At 69.5% G+C, this 14,454-nt stretch carries 17 protein-coding genes; 4 read left to right on the top strand and 13 right to left on the bottom strand.

Annotated features, from left to right (window positions below):
- The 5 genes from tatC to AC1HFH_RS12045 form a co-directional block, all read right to left on the bottom strand.
- Positions 1 to 945 carry a twin-arginine translocase subunit TatC gene (gene tatC, locus AC1HFH_RS12065; protein ID WP_480247533.1) on the bottom strand — a complete coding sequence of 315 codons (945 nt, stop codon included), beginning with the start codon at positions 943 to 945 and terminating at the stop codon, positions 1 to 3.
- A 91-nt stretch (positions 946 to 1,036) separates the two neighbouring features.
- Entirely contained in the window at positions 1,037 to 1,294 is a 258-nt protein-coding gene (gene tatA, locus AC1HFH_RS12060; protein WP_480247532.1) for a Sec-independent protein translocase subunit TatA, read from the bottom strand.
- A gap of 85 nt (positions 1,295 to 1,379) precedes the next feature.
- Positions 1,380 to 2,438, bottom strand: coding sequence for a 2-dehydropantoate 2-reductase (locus AC1HFH_RS12055; protein ID WP_480247531.1), 1,059 nt, complete (start codon positions 2,436 to 2,438; stop codon positions 1,380 to 1,382).
- The gene (locus AC1HFH_RS12050; RefSeq protein ID WP_480247530.1) at positions 2,435 to 3,391 is read right to left on the bottom strand and encodes a helix-turn-helix transcriptional regulator; all 957 of its coding nucleotides are present in this window, start codon (positions 3,389 to 3,391) and stop codon (positions 2,435 to 2,437) included. Before AC1HFH_RS12050 ends, AC1HFH_RS12055 begins: the two co-directional genes overlap by 4 nt.
- Positions 3,388 to 4,389, bottom strand: coding sequence for a helix-turn-helix transcriptional regulator (locus tag AC1HFH_RS12045; protein ID WP_480247529.1), 1,002 nt, complete (start codon positions 4,387 to 4,389; stop codon positions 3,388 to 3,390). Before AC1HFH_RS12045 ends, AC1HFH_RS12050 begins: the two co-directional genes overlap by 4 nt.
- A 130-nt stretch (positions 4,390 to 4,519) precedes the next feature.
- Between AC1HFH_RS12045 and AC1HFH_RS12040 the strand changes: the two genes are divergently transcribed.
- Entirely contained in the window at positions 4,520 to 4,816 is a 297-nt protein-coding gene (locus tag AC1HFH_RS12040) for an MTH1187 family thiamine-binding protein (protein WP_480247528.1), read from the top strand.
- Between the two features lie 268 nt (positions 4,817 to 5,084).
- On the opposite strand, the gene pafA is transcribed toward AC1HFH_RS12040, so the two are convergent.
- The 6 genes from pafA to AC1HFH_RS12010 all read right to left on the bottom strand — a co-directional run bounded on the left by pafA (position 5,085) and on the right by AC1HFH_RS12010 (position 10,958).
- Entirely contained in the window at positions 5,085 to 6,443 is a 1,359-nt protein-coding gene (gene pafA / locus AC1HFH_RS12035) for a Pup--protein ligase (RefSeq protein WP_480247527.1), read from the bottom strand.
- Between the two features lie 224 nt (positions 6,444 to 6,667).
- Positions 6,668 to 7,435, bottom strand: a complete 768-nt coding sequence (gene prcA / locus AC1HFH_RS12030; RefSeq protein WP_480247526.1) for a proteasome subunit alpha — start codon at positions 7,433 to 7,435, stop codon at positions 6,668 to 6,670.
- Positions 7,432 to 8,277 (bottom strand): proteasome subunit beta, encoded by an 846-nt coding sequence (prcB, locus tag AC1HFH_RS12025; protein ID WP_480247525.1) that lies wholly within the window; start codon positions 8,275 to 8,277, stop codon positions 7,432 to 7,434. Before prcB ends, prcA begins: the two co-directional genes overlap by 4 nt.
- Positions 8,274 to 8,468, bottom strand: coding sequence for a ubiquitin-like protein Pup (locus AC1HFH_RS12020; RefSeq protein ID WP_480247524.1), 195 nt, complete (start codon positions 8,466 to 8,468; stop codon positions 8,274 to 8,276). The genes prcB and AC1HFH_RS12020 overlap by 4 nt, the downstream gene beginning before the upstream one ends.
- Positions 8,469 to 8,593: 125 nt before the next feature.
- Positions 8,594 to 10,093 (bottom strand): depupylase/deamidase Dop, encoded by a 1,500-nt coding sequence (gene dop / locus AC1HFH_RS12015; protein WP_480247523.1) that lies wholly within the window; start codon positions 10,091 to 10,093, stop codon positions 8,594 to 8,596.
- A 103-nt stretch (positions 10,094 to 10,196) separates the two neighbouring features.
- Complete coding sequence (locus AC1HFH_RS12010) at positions 10,197 to 10,958, bottom strand: TetR/AcrR family transcriptional regulator (protein WP_480247522.1); 762 nt, start codon at positions 10,956 to 10,958, stop codon at positions 10,197 to 10,199.
- 94 nt (positions 10,959 to 11,052) lie between these two features.
- Between AC1HFH_RS12010 and AC1HFH_RS12005 the strand changes: the two genes are divergently transcribed.
- The 3 genes from AC1HFH_RS12005 to AC1HFH_RS11995 are packed head-to-tail and all read left to right on the top strand — an operon-like array spanning position 11,053 to position 13,540.
- Positions 11,053 to 11,946 (top strand): AurF N-oxygenase family protein, encoded by an 894-nt coding sequence (locus tag AC1HFH_RS12005; RefSeq protein ID WP_480247521.1) that lies wholly within the window; start codon positions 11,053 to 11,055, stop codon positions 11,944 to 11,946.
- 14 nt (positions 11,947 to 11,960) lie between these two features.
- Positions 11,961 to 13,010, top strand: a complete 1,050-nt coding sequence (locus AC1HFH_RS12000; RefSeq protein ID WP_480247520.1) for a DUF4873 domain-containing protein — start codon at positions 11,961 to 11,963, stop codon at positions 13,008 to 13,010.
- The gene (locus tag AC1HFH_RS11995) at positions 13,007 to 13,540 is read left to right on the top strand and encodes an NUDIX hydrolase (protein ID WP_480247519.1); all 534 of its coding nucleotides are present in this window, start codon (positions 13,007 to 13,009) and stop codon (positions 13,538 to 13,540) included. The genes AC1HFH_RS12000 and AC1HFH_RS11995 overlap by 4 nt, the downstream gene beginning before the upstream one ends.
- On the opposite strand, the gene AC1HFH_RS11990 is transcribed toward AC1HFH_RS11995, so the two are convergent.
- Both AC1HFH_RS11990 and AC1HFH_RS11985 read right to left on the bottom strand, forming a co-directional pair.
- Positions 13,534 to 13,845 carry a hypothetical protein gene (locus AC1HFH_RS11990; protein ID WP_480247518.1) on the bottom strand — a complete coding sequence of 104 codons (312 nt, stop codon included), beginning with the start codon at positions 13,843 to 13,845 and terminating at the stop codon, positions 13,534 to 13,536. The two genes, AC1HFH_RS11995 and AC1HFH_RS11990, sit on opposite strands and share 7 nt — an antisense overlap.
- A 159-nt stretch (positions 13,846 to 14,004) precedes the next feature.
- The gene (locus AC1HFH_RS11985) at positions 14,005 to 14,370 is read right to left on the bottom strand and encodes an arsenate reductase family protein (protein ID WP_480247517.1); all 366 of its coding nucleotides are present in this window, start codon (positions 14,368 to 14,370) and stop codon (positions 14,005 to 14,007) included.
- Positions 14,371 to 14,454 lie beyond the last annotated feature (84 nt).

The raw sequence follows: 14,454 nt of genomic DNA, 5'->3' as shown, positions 1-14,454 counted from the left end.
TCAGAGCGTATCGGAGTAGTCCGACACCGGCCGCCCGGTTTTCTCGTCGCCGGCGATCGGCTCGGCGCGACCCACCGGTTCGGGTGCAGCGAGGTCGGAGGCCTCGTCGTCGGCCCAGGCGCCGTCGGCGGCACGGCGGGCCTTGCGCCGGTCGCTGATCCGGGCGATCTGCACCGCCACCTCGAACAGCACCGTCAGGGCACAGGCCAGCGCCAGCATCGAAAACGGGTCCTGCGGAGTGACCACCGCGGCGAAGCAGAACAGCGCGAAGATGATGCCCCGCCGCCACCGCTTCAGCTTGTCGTACGGCAGCACACCCACCTGGTTCAGTCCGACGATCACCAGCGGCGTCTCGAAGCTGACGCCGAAGATGATCAGCAGCTGGATGATGAACCCGAAGTACTCCGACCCGCTCAGCGCGGTGATCTGCACGTTGTCGCCGATGCTGAGCAGGAACGACAGGGCGTGCGCGACGACCACGTAGGCGAGCACGGCGCCGAGGACGAACAGCACCGACCCGGCACCCACGAAGCTGTAGGCGTACCGGCGCTCCTTCTGGTACAGGCCGGGAGTGATGAACGCCCACAGCTGATAGAGCCAGAACGGGGCCGCCAGCACCACACCGGCGGTGAAGCCCACCTTCAGCCGGAGCATGAACTGCTCGAACGGTCCGGTGGCCAACAACCGGCACGATCCGTCCGGGGAGATGGCGGCGCGAGTGGAGTCCGGCAGGGCACAGTACGGTCCGCGCAGGATCTCGCCGAGGCTCTCGATACCGAGGATCGACTGGGCGTACCAGACGAAACCCAGGATCGTCGTCACCGCGATCGCAGCGAGCGCAAGCAGCAGCCGAGTGCGCAACTCCTGCAGATGCTCGACCAACGACATGGTGCCGTCGGGATTGGTGCGCCGCTTACTGCGCCGCGGATCGAACGGGATGCGCATGGTGGTTTGTCCTGGCCCTGGGAGTATTCGCGTGGACTACAGCACTACACGCCGGAGCGGGCTGCTCCCACTCCGGCGAGGTGAAGACGGTTCAGACCGTCTTCTTGTCCAGCGGCACCTCGGCGGCCTGCGCCGAGACATTCGCAGCGGGCAGCTGCTGCGGCGCGGCCGATTCCGGCTGCTGCGGCTTGGCCGTCTCGGACTCGGACTGCATCTGGTTGACTTCACTCTTGAAGATCCGCAGCGAACGCCCGAGCCCGCGGGCCGCGTCCGGCAGCCGCTTGGCGCCGAAGAACAGCACGAACAGCACCGCGATGATCAGCAGGTGTGACCAGCTGAACGTTCCCATCCTTTACCTCCCAAAACCGTGGTCCATTCGATGCTACCTGCCGCGGCAACCCGCACACTGCATGCGCCGACCGGTTCGCCCGGTGTTAACCGATCGACGCCGGGCCGACGGCCCGCAGTGCGGTCAGCAGCTCGGGTCCGGTGAAGTGCCGGCGACCGCCCGCTTCGGCCGTCGTGATCAGCTCGACGAGGCGCCCGTTCACCGGCGCAGCCCGGCCGGCCAATTCCCCGAGCCGCACGATTTCACCCGACAACCAGGCAATTTCGGTTCGGCGGCCGCGGTCCAGATCATCGGCCATCGACGACCTGGCATGCGGGTCCACGGCGAGGACCCGCCCGAACACCCGGCGGAACACCGGATCCGGCACACCCAGCAACCGCACCATCACCGCGGGTGGCAGTGGCGTCAGCCGCGCCGGGTGAATTCGTGCAGTGTTCATCACGGCGAGAGCTTCACCCTGCGCGAGCGCGAGCGCCCGGCGGAAGTCGCGGCGGGCGAGCTGGTCGGCCAGCGGCAATCCGGACAGCGCGTTGATCGGGTTGTTGAGATTGAGCAGCAGTTTCCCCCACTGCACCGGACGCAGATCCCGGAATCGGCGCAGCGGCAGCCCCGCCGTCGCGAACCGCGGCAGCCACGGTGTCAGGGCCGGATCGTCCTGGGCGGCCAGCATCCCGGCGCTGCCCTGGTGGAACCGGCCGGAGCCACGATGCACCACGTTGAACATCACCATCGCCGGCAGTGCCACCACCGTGGGCGCACAGTCCCGGATCACGGTGTCGTTGCCGATGCCGTTCTGCAGGCTCAGCACCGGTGTCCCGGCCGGCAACAGGCCGGCCGCCGACCGTAGTATCGCCGCGGTGTCGGCCGATTTCACCGCCACCAGGACGAGGTCCGGCGGTTCGGCGTAGCCCGCGTCGAGGGCGAGACCGAACCGCTCCGGCGGCACCGTCAGCGTCGCCCCGGTCAGATCGGTGAGGGTGAGCCCGTTCTCGGCGAGTTCGTCGAGCATCCGCCGACGACCGACGAAGGTGACGTCGGCACCCGCGGCGGCCAGCCGTCCGCCCACATAGGCACCGATACTGCCGGCCCCCAGGACCAGCACCCGCTCCGCGGCCGGCTCCCGGACCGGCGGTTCCGAGGTCACGCCAGACCGGCCGCGGCATAGGCGGCGAGAGCGGCGTCGGACCGGTCCCGCACCGCGGCGACCAGGTCGGGCGGGCCGAGAACGGTCACGCCCGATCCGAAGCCGAGCAGCAGCCGGGCCAGCCAGTCGACCGAGGCGAACCGCATGGTGGCGGTGAGGCTGCCGTCCGGCTGGGCTTCGACCCGATGCATCGGATACTGATCCAGTACCCAGCTGTGGTCGGCCCGGATCCGCAGTTCGGCCAGCGGGACGGCCGGGTCGTCCTGGAACAGGTCGAGAGCGGCGGCGGCCTCGGTTTCGGCGTGGCTGGGCGGGCGGGCCGGTTCGGTCAGCGCGGAGGCGGCTTCGATGCGGTCGAACCGGAACATCCGGACCCCTTCGGCCTGGCGGCACCAGGCCTGCAGGTAGCTGTTGTTGTCCACCAGCAGGATGCGGATCGGGTCGACCGTCCGTTCGGACACCTCGTCACGGGCGGCCGAGTAGTACACCAGCCGCAGCGCCCGCTGCCCGGCGACCGCGGCCCGGACTTCGGCGACCGCGGGTTCCTCCGGCGGAGCCTCGGCAGGCGCCGCCGGCGACGGAGAGATCGCGGCCTCGATCTTGGCGATCGCGGCGTGAGCGGCGCTGGGGTCGACCATGCCGGGCATCTCCACGATCGAACGCAACGCGACCAGCAGTGCGGTCGCCTCAGTGGAGGTGAGCCGCAGCGGCCGTTCGATCCCGGCGGAGAAGGTGACTTCGATGCTCTCCTCGGAGAAGGACAGGTCGATCAGATCACCCGGACCGTATCCGGGTAGTCCGCACATCCACAGCTGGTTGAGATCACTCATCAGCTGCTTCGTGCTCACCCCGAGGTCGGCCGCCGCTTCCGCAGCGCTGATCCCGGGGTGGGCCATGAAGTACGGGACCATGTTCAACAGCCGGGACAATCGCACCGACAGCCGCGAGCTCACCGCAGCACCTCCGCATCCGCCCGGTCGACGACCGATCGCAGCCGGGCCATCACCTCGGCCCGCAGTTCGGCGGGCTCGAGTACCAGGACGTCCGGTCCGTGGCCGGTGATCGAGCGCGCCAGCCAGCCACGGGAACGCACCGGGACGGTCACCACCGAGCCGGGCCGGCCACCGATCTCCCGGTCTTCCAGTTCCCGGCCGATCCGGCGCAACTCCCGGCCCCGTCCCTTGGCCACCCACAGGGTGGCCGAGCCGGTCACCGGGGCGACGCCGGTGACCCGGTCGACGATTTCCCGCAGATCCACGCCGTCGGGTTTGCGCACCGCGTTCGCGGGCCCGTAGGCGGCGACCTCGCCGCCGATCCGGGACAGCCGGAACGTGCGCACGTCGTCGCGCTGCCGATCGTGCCCGACCAGGTACCACCGGCCGTGCCGGGTCACCACGCCCCAGGGTTCGACGTCGCGCTCCCGGTAGGGATCGGTGACCGCGCTGCGGTGGCCGAACCGCACCGCGCGGCCGGCATCGATCGCGGCCAGCAGTTCCCGCAGCACCGGTTCCGCACCGCGGGTGCGGGCGGGTACCGCGGGCACCGACGCCACCACCGCATCGGTTTCCACGGTCACACCCGCCGCGCGCAGCTTCAGCAGCGCACCCTCGGCCGCGGCGGCCAGCTCGGGTGATTCCCACATCTGTACCGCGACCGCGACGGCAGCGGCTTCCGCACTGGTCAGGTCGATATCGGCCAGCTCGTACACATCCCGGTTGATGCGGTAGCCCTCGGCGGTGGAGAACCGGCCGACGGGACCGACCTCCAGCGGGATGCCCAGGTCGCGGAGCTCGTTCTTGTCGCGCTCGAACATCCGGCCGAAGGCTTCATCGCTCGCGGAATCCTCGTATCCGGCCACGCTGGCGCGGATCCGTTCCGCGGTCAGGAACTGCCGGGTCGACAGCAATGCGATGACCAGATTCATCAGCCGCTCGACCTTCGATATCGCCACCCGATCAAGGGTAATGGGCGAACCGCCGGGCTCGCGCCCCGGAGCGGGGTTGTCTGCCGCCCGCACGGCGGGGAGGATCGGCAGCGACCGCATCGTGACCCGTTCGCCGGCCGATCCCAGGAGGTCGCTCATGCTCGTCGCCTTTTCCGTCACCCCGCTCGGCACCGGCGTCGGCGTCGGCCGGGCCGTTGCCGAGGCCGTCCGGGTCATCCGGAACAGCGGGTTGCCGAATCGCACGGACGCCATGTTCACCACGGTCGAGGGCGAGTGGGACGAGGTGATGGCGGTCGTCAAGGCCGCCGCGGACGCGGTGCTGGCCGTGGCACCGCGCTGCAGCCTGGTGTTGAAGGGCGACCTGCGACCCGGCGTCACCGGTGCACTCACCGACAAGGTCGACACCGTGGAGCGCTACCTGGCCGAGGACTGAACCTGGGCGCCCGCGGCCACATCGACGCGATCGGACGATCCGCACGCTCATCCACGGAGCGCGACCGGCACCGCTTGCACAGCACGGCGCACAGCCCGTCATGTCGACGGGATCAGGCGATCCACGCGCCCGTCGACCGAGCGCAATCGACACCGCTTGCACTGTGCACCCGACGCAACCCGTCACATCGACGCGATCAGACGATCCACACGCTCACCCACGGAGCGCAACCGGCACCGCTTGCACAACACGGCACACAACCCCACGGTCACATCGACGCGATCAGACGATCCACTCGCTCATCCACGGAACGGAACGGATCCTTGCACAGCACGGTGCGCTGGGCCTGGTCGTTGAGCTTGAGGTGGACCCAGTCGACGGTGAAGTCGCGGCCGGCCTCCTGGGCGGCGGCGATGAAGTCGCCGCGCAGCTTGGCGCGGGTGGTCTGCGGGGGGGTGTCCACCGCGGCGTCGATGGTTTCGTCCTCGGTGACCCGTTTGGCCAGCCCCTTGCGCTGCAACAGGTCGAAGACGCCGCGGCCGCGTTTGATGTCGTGGTAGGCGAGGTCGAGCTGGGCGATCTTGGGGTCGGACAACTCCATGTCGTAGCGATCCTGGTAACGCTGGAACAGCTTGCGCTTGATCACCCAGTCGATCTCGGTGTCGACCTTCGCGAAGTCCTGCGCCTCGACCGCATCGAGGGTGCGGCCCCACAGATCGACGACGGCGTCGATCTGCGGATCGCGTTCCCGGTTGCGCAGATGCTCGACCGCCCGCGCATAGTATTCACGCTGGATCTCCAGGGCGCTGGCCTGCCGGCCGCCGGCCAGCCGGACCGGGCGGCGCCCGGTGAGGTCGTGACTGACCTCGCGGATCGCCCGGATCGGGTTGTCGAGCGCGAAATCGCGGAACGAGACGCCGGCCTCGATCATCTCCAGCACCAGGGCGGCGGTGCCCACCTTGAGCATGGTGGTGGTCTCGGACATGTTCGAGTCGCCGACGATGACGTGCAGTCGCCGGTACTTCTCGGCATCGGCGTGCGGCTCGTCGCGGGTGTTGATGATGGGCCTCGAGCGGGTGGTCGCCGAGGACACGCCTTCCCAGATGTGCTCGGCTCGCTGGGACAAGCAGAAGGTCGCGGCCTTGGGGGTCTGCAGGACCTTGCCGGCGCCGCAGATCAGCTGGCGGGTGACCAGGAAGGGCAGCAGCACATCGGAGATCCGGGAGAACTCACCGGCCCGGACCACCAGGAAGTTCTCGTGGCAGCCGTAGGAGTTGCCGGCCGAATCGGTGTTGTTCTTGAACAGGAAGATGTCGCCGCCGATACCTTCCTCACCGAGCCGCTGTTCGGCGTCGACCAGCAGATCCTCCAGAACCCGCTCCCCGGCCCGGTCGTGCGCGACCAGCTGGGCGAGGCTGTCGCACTCGGCGGTCGCGTATTCCGGATGGGACCCCACGTCGAGGTACAACCGGGCTCCGTTGCGGAGGAACACGTTGGAACTGCGGCCCCAGGACACCACCCGGCGGAACAGGTACCGGGCCACCTCGTCGGGGGACAGCCGACGGTGACCGTGGAAGGTGCATGTCACACCGAACTCGGTCTCGATCCCCATGATTCGTCGCTGCACATCTTCGACATTACAGCCATGTCGTGGGCCCGCGGGGCGCTCCGGACCTCCGGTATGCATACGGGTTGGCAACGATTCGACGCCGCAACCGATCCGCGGAAGCATCCGATCCGCCCGATTCCATGTGCAGAACGCGTTCGCTGCCCATCCGGCACGGCAGCACATGACTCGGGCCCGCCGACCGGGTGGTCGGCGGGCCCGAGGTCGCCACTTCGTCCGGGAACCTACTTCGCGTCCGGCTCGTCGGGCAGCTCGACGTCGGTCACCTTGCCGTCCGCCGGGGCGCGGTCGGCCAGCAGCTCCGCCAGGGTGGCCGACGGGAGCCGGCGGAAGGCCCGGCGCGGCCGGGCCTGCTCCAGGGTGGCCACCTCCAGCGACGACACCGCGACCGTGCGCTTGTCCCGCTCCGCTTCCGGCACCGCCGCCTGCAGCGCACCGACCGCGACCTGCACGGCGGCCCCGAGTTCCAGGTCCGGCTGATAGGTGTTCTTCAGCTCGGTGACGATCGGTTCGGTGGTGCCGCCCATCACGACGTACTCGCGTTCGTCGACGATGGAACCGTCGAAGTTGATGCGGTAGAGGACGGCATCCGGGTCCAGCTCCGGGTAGCCGACTTCGGCGACACAGATCTCCACCTCGTAGGGCTTGAGCTGATCGGTGAAGATCGAACCGAGGGTCTGCGCGTACAGGTTGGCCAGGCCACGGCCGGTGACGTCGCGGCGGTCGTACTGGTATCCTTTCAGGTCCGCCTGCAGGATGCCGCCGCGGCGCAGCGCCTCGAACTCGTTGTACTTGCCGACCGCGGCGAATCCGACCCGGTCGTAGAGCTCGCTGACCTTGTGCAACGTCGCCGACGGGTTCTCGGCGACGAACAGCACGCCCTTGTCGTAGACCAGCACGATCACACTGCGCCCCCGGGCGATGCCCTTACGGGCCAGCTCGGTCTTGTCGCGCATGATCTGCTCGGCCGAGGCATAGTACGGCAGCGTCACAGCACAGCACCCCCTTCCTCGGCGGCCTCACGATCGGCGAATACGGCCCGGGCTACCTCGGCGAGCCGGTCCTCTCCGACGTCTTCGGCACCGTCGGCATCGATCATCACCGCGGTCGGGTAGATCCCGCGCAGCAGATCGGGGCCGCCGGTGGCCGTATCGTCGTCGGCGGCGTCGAACAGCGATTCCACCGCGATGTGCAGCGCCCGATCACCGTCGATGCCCTTCTCGTACCGTTTCTTCAACGAGGACTTGGCGAACATCGATCCGGAACCGACCGCGGCATAGCCGAATCGCTCCTCACTGCGGCCCCCGACCACGTCGTAGGACACGATCCGGCCGGCGCGATCCGGATCGGTGGCCTGGTTGTCGTAGCCGACCAGGACCGGTACCACCGCGAGCCCCTGCAGGGCGGCGGGCAGGTTGTCGCGGACCATCTTCGACAGCTTGTTGGACTTGCCGTCGAAGGTCAGCGACTCCCCTTCGATTTTCTCGTAGTGCTCGAGCTCCACCGCGAACAGCCGCACCATCTCGACCGCCATCCCCGCGGTGCCCGCGATTCCGGCGGCCGAGTAGGTGTCGGTGATGTACACCTTCTCCATGTCCCGGCTGGCGAGCAGGTTGCCCTGGGTCGCGCGCCGGTCACCGGCGATCAGCACCCCACCGCGGTAGCTGACCGCGACGATGGTGGTGCCATGCGGAGCCAGCTCCTTCGCCGCGGCGGCATCCACCGCGGCGAAGGAGTTGGCCGGCAGGAGTTCCGGTGCACAGATGCGAAGTTGTTCGGTGAACGAGGACAATGCTTGCCCCGCGTGGAGCCGCAGCGGATCCCCTGCAGTCACTGGCCGCCTTTCTGCACGTAGGCCCGGACGAAGTCCTCCGCGTTCTCCTCGAGCACGTCGTCGATCTCGTCGAGCAGGTCGTCGGTGTCCTCCGCCAGCTTCTCGCGGCGCTCCTGGCCCGCGGCATCGGCTCCGCCGGCGCCCTCGTCCTCGTCGCCGCCCCCGGCGCGTTTGGTCTGCTCTTGTGCCATGGCAGCCGACCTCCTCTTCCTCAACACGACCGGGGCCCTCTGGTGAGCACCGGTCCCGGCCGTGAGCGATGTTCGTGCTCGTCCTTCAACCCTACCGAGCGGGTCGGACAAGGTGGTCGATTTCCTCAGTGCGTCAGCTGGTCGACCAGCTCGGCGGCGGTGTTCGCGCCGTCCAGCAGCTCGCCGACATGCGATTTGGTGCCGCGCCGCGGTTCCAGCGTGGGAATCCGCACCAGCGAGTCGCCGCCCAGGTCGAAGATCACCGAATCCCAGCTGGCGGCCGCGATGTCGGCACCGAACCGGCGCAGGCACTCACCGCGGAAGTAGGCCCGGGTGTCGGTGGGCGGGTTGGTCATTGCATCCAGCACCTGCTGCTCACTGACCAGCCGCTTCATCGACCCGCGGGCGACCAGGCGGTTGTACAGGCCTTTGTCCAGCCGCACATCGGAGTACTGCAGGTCCATCAGGTGCAGTTTCGGCGCCGACCAGCCCAGGCCTTCCCGGTTGCGCATGCCTTCCAGCAGACGCAGTTTCGCCGGCCAGTCCAGCAGATGCGCGCATTCGAACGGATCGCGCTCCAGCAGGTCCAGCACCATCGCCCAGTTCTCCAGCACATCGCGGGTACGCGGCGATTCGGTGCCCTCCCGGTCGACGAACTTCGCCACCCGTTCGTGGTAGAGCCGTTGCAGTGCGAGCCCGGTGAGCTCCCGGCCGTCGGCGAGGGCGACGGTGGCCCGCAGGGTCGGATCGTGGCTGATCTGGTGCACGGCCGTGACCGGCCGGGCCAGCTGCAGCTCGGACAGGTCCTCCCCGGCTTCGATCAGGTCCAGCACCAGTGCGGTGGTGCCGACCTTGAGATAGGTCGACATCTCGGCCAGGTTGGCATCGCCGATGATCACGTGCAGCCGGCGGTATTTGTCGGCGTCGGCGTGCGGTTCGTCGCGGGTGTTGATGATGCCGCGCTTGAGCGTGGTCTCCAGGCCGACTTCGACCTCGATGTAGTCGGAGCGCTGGGACAACTGGAATCCGGCCTGGTCACCGGACTGGCCGATGCCGACCCGGCCGGACCCGCAGATCACCTGCCGGGAGACGAAGAACGGCGTCAGCCCGGCGATCACCTGGCTGAACGGCGTGTCGCGGTTCATCAGGTAGTTCTCGTGGGTGCCGTAGGAGGCGCCCTTGCCGTCCACGTTGTTCTTGTAGAGCTGCAGCCGCGGGGCGCCGGGAACACTCGAGGCGTGCCGGGCGGCCGCCTCCATCACCCGCTCACCGGCCTTGTCCCAGATCACCGCGTCCATCGGGTCGGTGACCTCGGGGGCGGAGTACTCGGGGTGGGCGTGGTCGACGTAGAGCCGGGCGCCGTTGGTCAGGATCATGTTCGCGGCACCGACCTCGTCGGCATCGACGACCGGCGCCGGTCCGTTCATCTTGCTGAGGTCGAACCCACGGGCGTCGCGCAGCGGCGATTCCACCTCGTAGTCCCAGCGGGTGCGCTTGGCCCGGGGCACGCCCTCGGCCGCCGCATAGGCCAGAACCGCCTGCGTGGAGGTCAGGATCGGGTTGGCCGTCGGCTCCGTGGGGGTCGAAATGCCGTATTCGACCTCGATTCCGATGATGCGCTGCATGCCGTCGAGCCTAGACGGTGGGCCGCGGGCGCACCGCGATCTCGCCGTGCCGGGCCCGGACGGGCCGGGTGTTCCGGGTCACCGTCGCCCGCCGGATCTGCGGTCACCCGGCGGCGCCGGTACCGGATCGACCGGCCAGCGGGGGCCGGTCCGCGGGCGGCGGTGCGGCATCGGGAGCGACGATCAGATCGGCGACGAGGGAATCGCGTTCGAGGGGGACGCCCAGGCTGCGCGCGTTGCCTTCGAACAGCGAGAGCACCGATTCGGTCAGGATGCCCTGGACCTGGTCGACGGTGAGCTCGGGCTCGCGCTCGGCCCGCCAGCTGGCCACCACCCCGTCGACCAGGCCGACCATGCCGAACGCCATCGGCCGGGCCCGCGCCGACTCGATCCCGAACCGGGCCAGCGTGGCGGCGAACATGTCCGCGAGCTGCCCGCCGACCCGCTCACCGGCACCGCCGAGGGTGGCGCCGGTGCTGTCCTGCGGCGCCTCGCTGAGGAACCGGTGCAGGTCGGGGTGGGCTTCGATCCAGCGCAGATAGGTGCCGATCGCACCGCGCACCGCATCCTTGAGGGTGCCGTCGGGCTGCAGGGCCGGCAGCAGTTCGGCGAGCAGCATCTCCAGGATGCGCTGCCGGACCAGGGCGTCGAGTTCGGCACGGCCGCCGACATGCCGGTAGACCACCGGCCGCGGCAGGTCGAGGCGTTCGGCGATCAGCTGGACGGAGATCTCGACCCCGTGGTCCTCGATGACCGCGATCGCGGCGTCGATCATCTCGCTGCGCCGACGGGCCTTGTGGCCGTGCCATCGGGTTGCGCGGCCGTCCTCGACGGGCTGGGATGCCTTGGCGGAAACTGCGCTCACAGAGCCAACGATACGCGCCCACCCATTGACTGATACACACCGTCTCACTAATCTAGATGTTACATTATGTATCACCTACAAGGGAGTGGGTGTCATGGGACATGCTGCCACCACGCCGCGCGACGCCTTCGCGCGGCGACTGCTCGTGGGCTCGGTCCGCCGGTCCTACGAACCCGCGGTCGACATCGACTGGGAGGCGCCGCTCGATCCGGCGAAGTTGTTCCTCCCGGCTCGGGTCGTCTCGCTGTACGACAGCCCGCTGTGGCACGCCCTGACGGCCGCGCAGCGGCGCGAGCTGTCCCGGCAGGAACTGGCGAACGTGCTGTCGGTGGGTATCTGGTTCGAGAATCTGCTGAATCGGCTGCTGCTGCGCGAACTGCTGCGCGCCGACCCCACCGCCGCCACCTCGCACTACGCCCTGACCGAAATGGGCGACGAATGCCGGCACATGGTGATGTTCGGCCGCTTGATCGAGCATGTCGAAGCACGCCCGTACTGGCCCCGGCCACCGGCTCGGCTGCTGGTGGCGGGACTGCCGCTGGTGCTGCGCGGCAATATGGTGTGGGTGGCCGCCCTCCTCGGCGAGGAGATCTTCGACGCCCTGCAGCGGCGCATTCTCGACGATCCGGAGCTGCAGCCGATCGTGGCGCGGGTGATGCAGATCCACGTCACCGAGGAAGCCCGGCACATCGGTTTCGCCCGCGATGCCCTGGCCCGGCGGATTCCGGCGATTTCGGCCACCGAACGCGCCTATATCCGATTGTGCGTGGCGGTCGCCGGCCCGCTGTTCGCCGGACTGATCACCAACCGGCACATGTACGACCGGGCGGGTCTCGACGGACGCTCCGCTCGCCGCATCGCGCTGCGCAACCCCAGCGCACGGGCGGCACGCACGCTGGGTGCCGCAGACCTCGCCGGATTCCTGGACCGCAACGGTCTCATCGGATCACTCGGCAAGCGGCTGTGGCGACGGAGCGGGCTGTTGTGAACGAGCCCGGCAGTGTGCCACCGATACATCGCGTCCCCACCGGCAGTGCCGCCGGACGCAGCACGCCGACGCCGGGTGGTGGCGTCACCGTCCTCATTGTGGGCGGCGCACCCGGGCAGTCGGCCGCCCGGGCACTCGCCGCCGCCGGGTACGGGGAGATCACCCACATGGCCGAACGCCATTCCCCCGCCACCGGGCAACGACCCCGCCGTCCGCGTCTGGTCCGCCGGCCGACGGCACCGAATCCCGGCGCCCTTTTCGTCGATCGAGTGGCCGATCTGGCGTTCGACGACGAGGCGGACGAATGGCGGGCCCGAACCGCATCCGGCGCCGACCGCCGCGCGCGCATCGTGATCCTGGCCGCGGACCCCGGGACCGGCGATCTCGTCGTCCGGGGCCGCAACGGCCGCGTCCTGCGCACCGGCCCGGACCGGCCGACCTTCCGCGGGGTAGCGGTCCGCGGCTTCCCGAATCTCTTCCTGCTCGGCGGTCCGGGTTCCGGCGCGGCCGACCCGCAGTCGTCCACGGTACGGCGAGCCCAGACCGACTACGTCTGCCGGACGATCGACCTGCTCCGGACCGCCGGTGCCACCCGGATCGAGGTCCGGGCGAGCAGCCAGCACGAGTACCACCGCCGGTTCGGCCGGCCGCACCTGGCGTCCGGTCACTACCGGAGACTGCTGTCGCACAGCCCGGCCCGGCATTTCGATGTCTCCGTCGCCGCCGACCGAGTGGCGCCGTACGAATATTCCGGCCCGGCACTGCTCGACGCTCCGGGCGCCGAATATCCGGTCACGGTCACCCTGGCCGGGCACCTGGATCCACTCGACGGCCGCTACCACTGGTACGGCCGGATCCGGGCCCGGTCGCCCGGTACCGAACTCCCGGAGCCCGCTCGCGCCACCGTGTACCTGTCGCTACCGGGCGGTCCGGCCGCCGCCGGGCGCCTCACCGAACGGGACCCGTGGGGCGATCTCCGGATCACCGGAACCGGCCCGCCGCCCTATCCGCGCCCGGCGGGACCGGACCGCGCCGTCTCCGCCGTCGGTACCCTCGGCGAGTGACTGCTGCCCCGGAAACCGAACTCATCGCCGTATACGACGCCGCGGGGGCGGTGTGTGGTGCGGCGGAGCGCGGCACCGTCTACCGGGACGGACTGTGGCACGCCAGCGCCGGCGTGCTGGTCCGTTCCCGCGACGGGAACCGCATATACGTGCATCGGCGCACCGACAGCAAACTGGTGTTCGCCGGCCTGCACGATTGCCTGGCCGGCGGGGTGGTCGGGGCCGGCGAGTCACCGGCGAAGACGGCGCGCCGGGAACTGGCCGAGGAGCTCGGCGTCGAAGTCCCGGCGGATACGGAGCTACCGCTGCGAGCCCGGGCCGCCTGGGACGGCAGCTGGGCGGGCCGGCCGATGCGATGCCATCTGTTCGCCTACGAGATCGGCTACGACGGCCCGCTGCACCACCAGCCGTCGGAGATCGCGGACGGCTGGTGGTGGACCGATGCGGAACTGCGGGAACGCCTCGACGATCCGGCGTGGCCGTTCGTACCGGACACCCGCGTACTGCTACCGGATCTGCTGGCTCAGTAGACGATCACCTGCCAGGTCTGCATGGAGAAGGGCAGATCGCAGGCGGTCTCCGAGTGGTAGGCGCCGAACGCCGGCTGCCCCCAGCGCTCGTAGCTGCTGAACCAGTTCCACCAGGCCCAGCAGGTGATCCGTACCTGGTGCCACACTTCGCCGCCGCACTGTGAGTACGCACCCGTGGCAGCCACGGGATTCACCGAGCAGAACCCGGCGGGCTGGGCCTGTGCGGGTGCCGCACCCAGCACGGTGGATGCCGCAATCAGACCGGCAGCCGACGCCCCGACCACCCAACGCTTGATCGACTTCATGACAACCTCCCACCGACGTGGAGCCCGGCCCCGACTCACTGATGAGGTCCACGTTCGGATCCGATCCGAACCGGGGCCCGTAACCCCGCTGACGTGATCTACATCATGATCGCACAGTGTGACGTTACAGTCGGCAATCGATCGGCAACCCGTGACCCGTCAACCGAGCCGGCGCAGCGCCTCGGCGTCGCGGGCGACCACGGCCCCACCGTCGGCGGTCAGCACGATCGGCCGCTGGATCAGCTTGGGATGTTCGGCCAGGGCAGTGAGCCATCGGTCCCGATCGGCGGGCGTGCGACCCCATTCGGCCATGCCGAGGTCCTTGGCGATCTGTTCGCCGGTGCGGGTGATGTCCCACGGTTCGGCCCCGAGGCGGGCCAGGACGGCGCGGAGCTCCGCCTCGGTGGGCGGCTCGTCGAGGTAGCGCCGCACGGCGTAGTCCACCCCGGCAGCGGCCAGCTGCGCCTCGGCGGCCCGGCTCTTGCTGCACCGCGGGTTGTGCCAGATCTCGGTAGCTGCGCTCATCCGCTCAGCGTAGCGGTCCGAGGATGCCGCACCGTCGGCGTCTCGGCCCCGGACAGCGAGAGGCCGCGGCCACCCGGAGGTGAC

This window comes from Nocardia sp. KT25-26, from assembly GCF_056627695.1.
Note: the sequence above shows the minus strand (reverse complement) of the source record. Positions and strands in the feature narration are given on the sequence as shown.

Coding starts and splice junctions, on each gene's coding strand:
- AC1HFH_RS11985 (WP_480247517.1), bottom strand. CDS start 14,370: ATGAGCGCAGCTACCGAGATCTGGCACAACCCGCGGTGCAGCAAGAGC.
- AC1HFH_RS12020 (WP_480247524.1), bottom strand. CDS start 8,468: ATGGCACAAGAGCAGACCAAACGCGCCGGGGGCGGCGACGAGGACGAG.
- AC1HFH_RS12040 (WP_480247528.1), top strand. CDS start 4,520: ATGCTCGTCGCCTTTTCCGTCACCCCGCTCGGCACCGGCGTCGGCGTC.
- dop (WP_480247523.1), bottom strand. CDS start 10,093: ATGCAGCGCATCATCGGAATCGAGGTCGAATACGGCATTTCGACCCCC.
- tatC (WP_480247533.1), bottom strand. CDS start 945: ATGCGCATCCCGTTCGATCCGCGGCGCAGTAAGCGGCGCACCAATCCC.
- AC1HFH_RS11990 (WP_480247518.1), bottom strand. CDS start 13,845: ATGAAGTCGATCAAGCGTTGGGTGGTCGGGGCGTCGGCTGCCGGTCTG.
- tatA (WP_480247532.1), bottom strand. CDS start 1,294: ATGGGAACGTTCAGCTGGTCACACCTGCTGATCATCGCGGTGCTGTTC.
- AC1HFH_RS12005 (WP_480247521.1), top strand. CDS start 11,053: ATGGGACATGCTGCCACCACGCCGCGCGACGCCTTCGCGCGGCGACTG.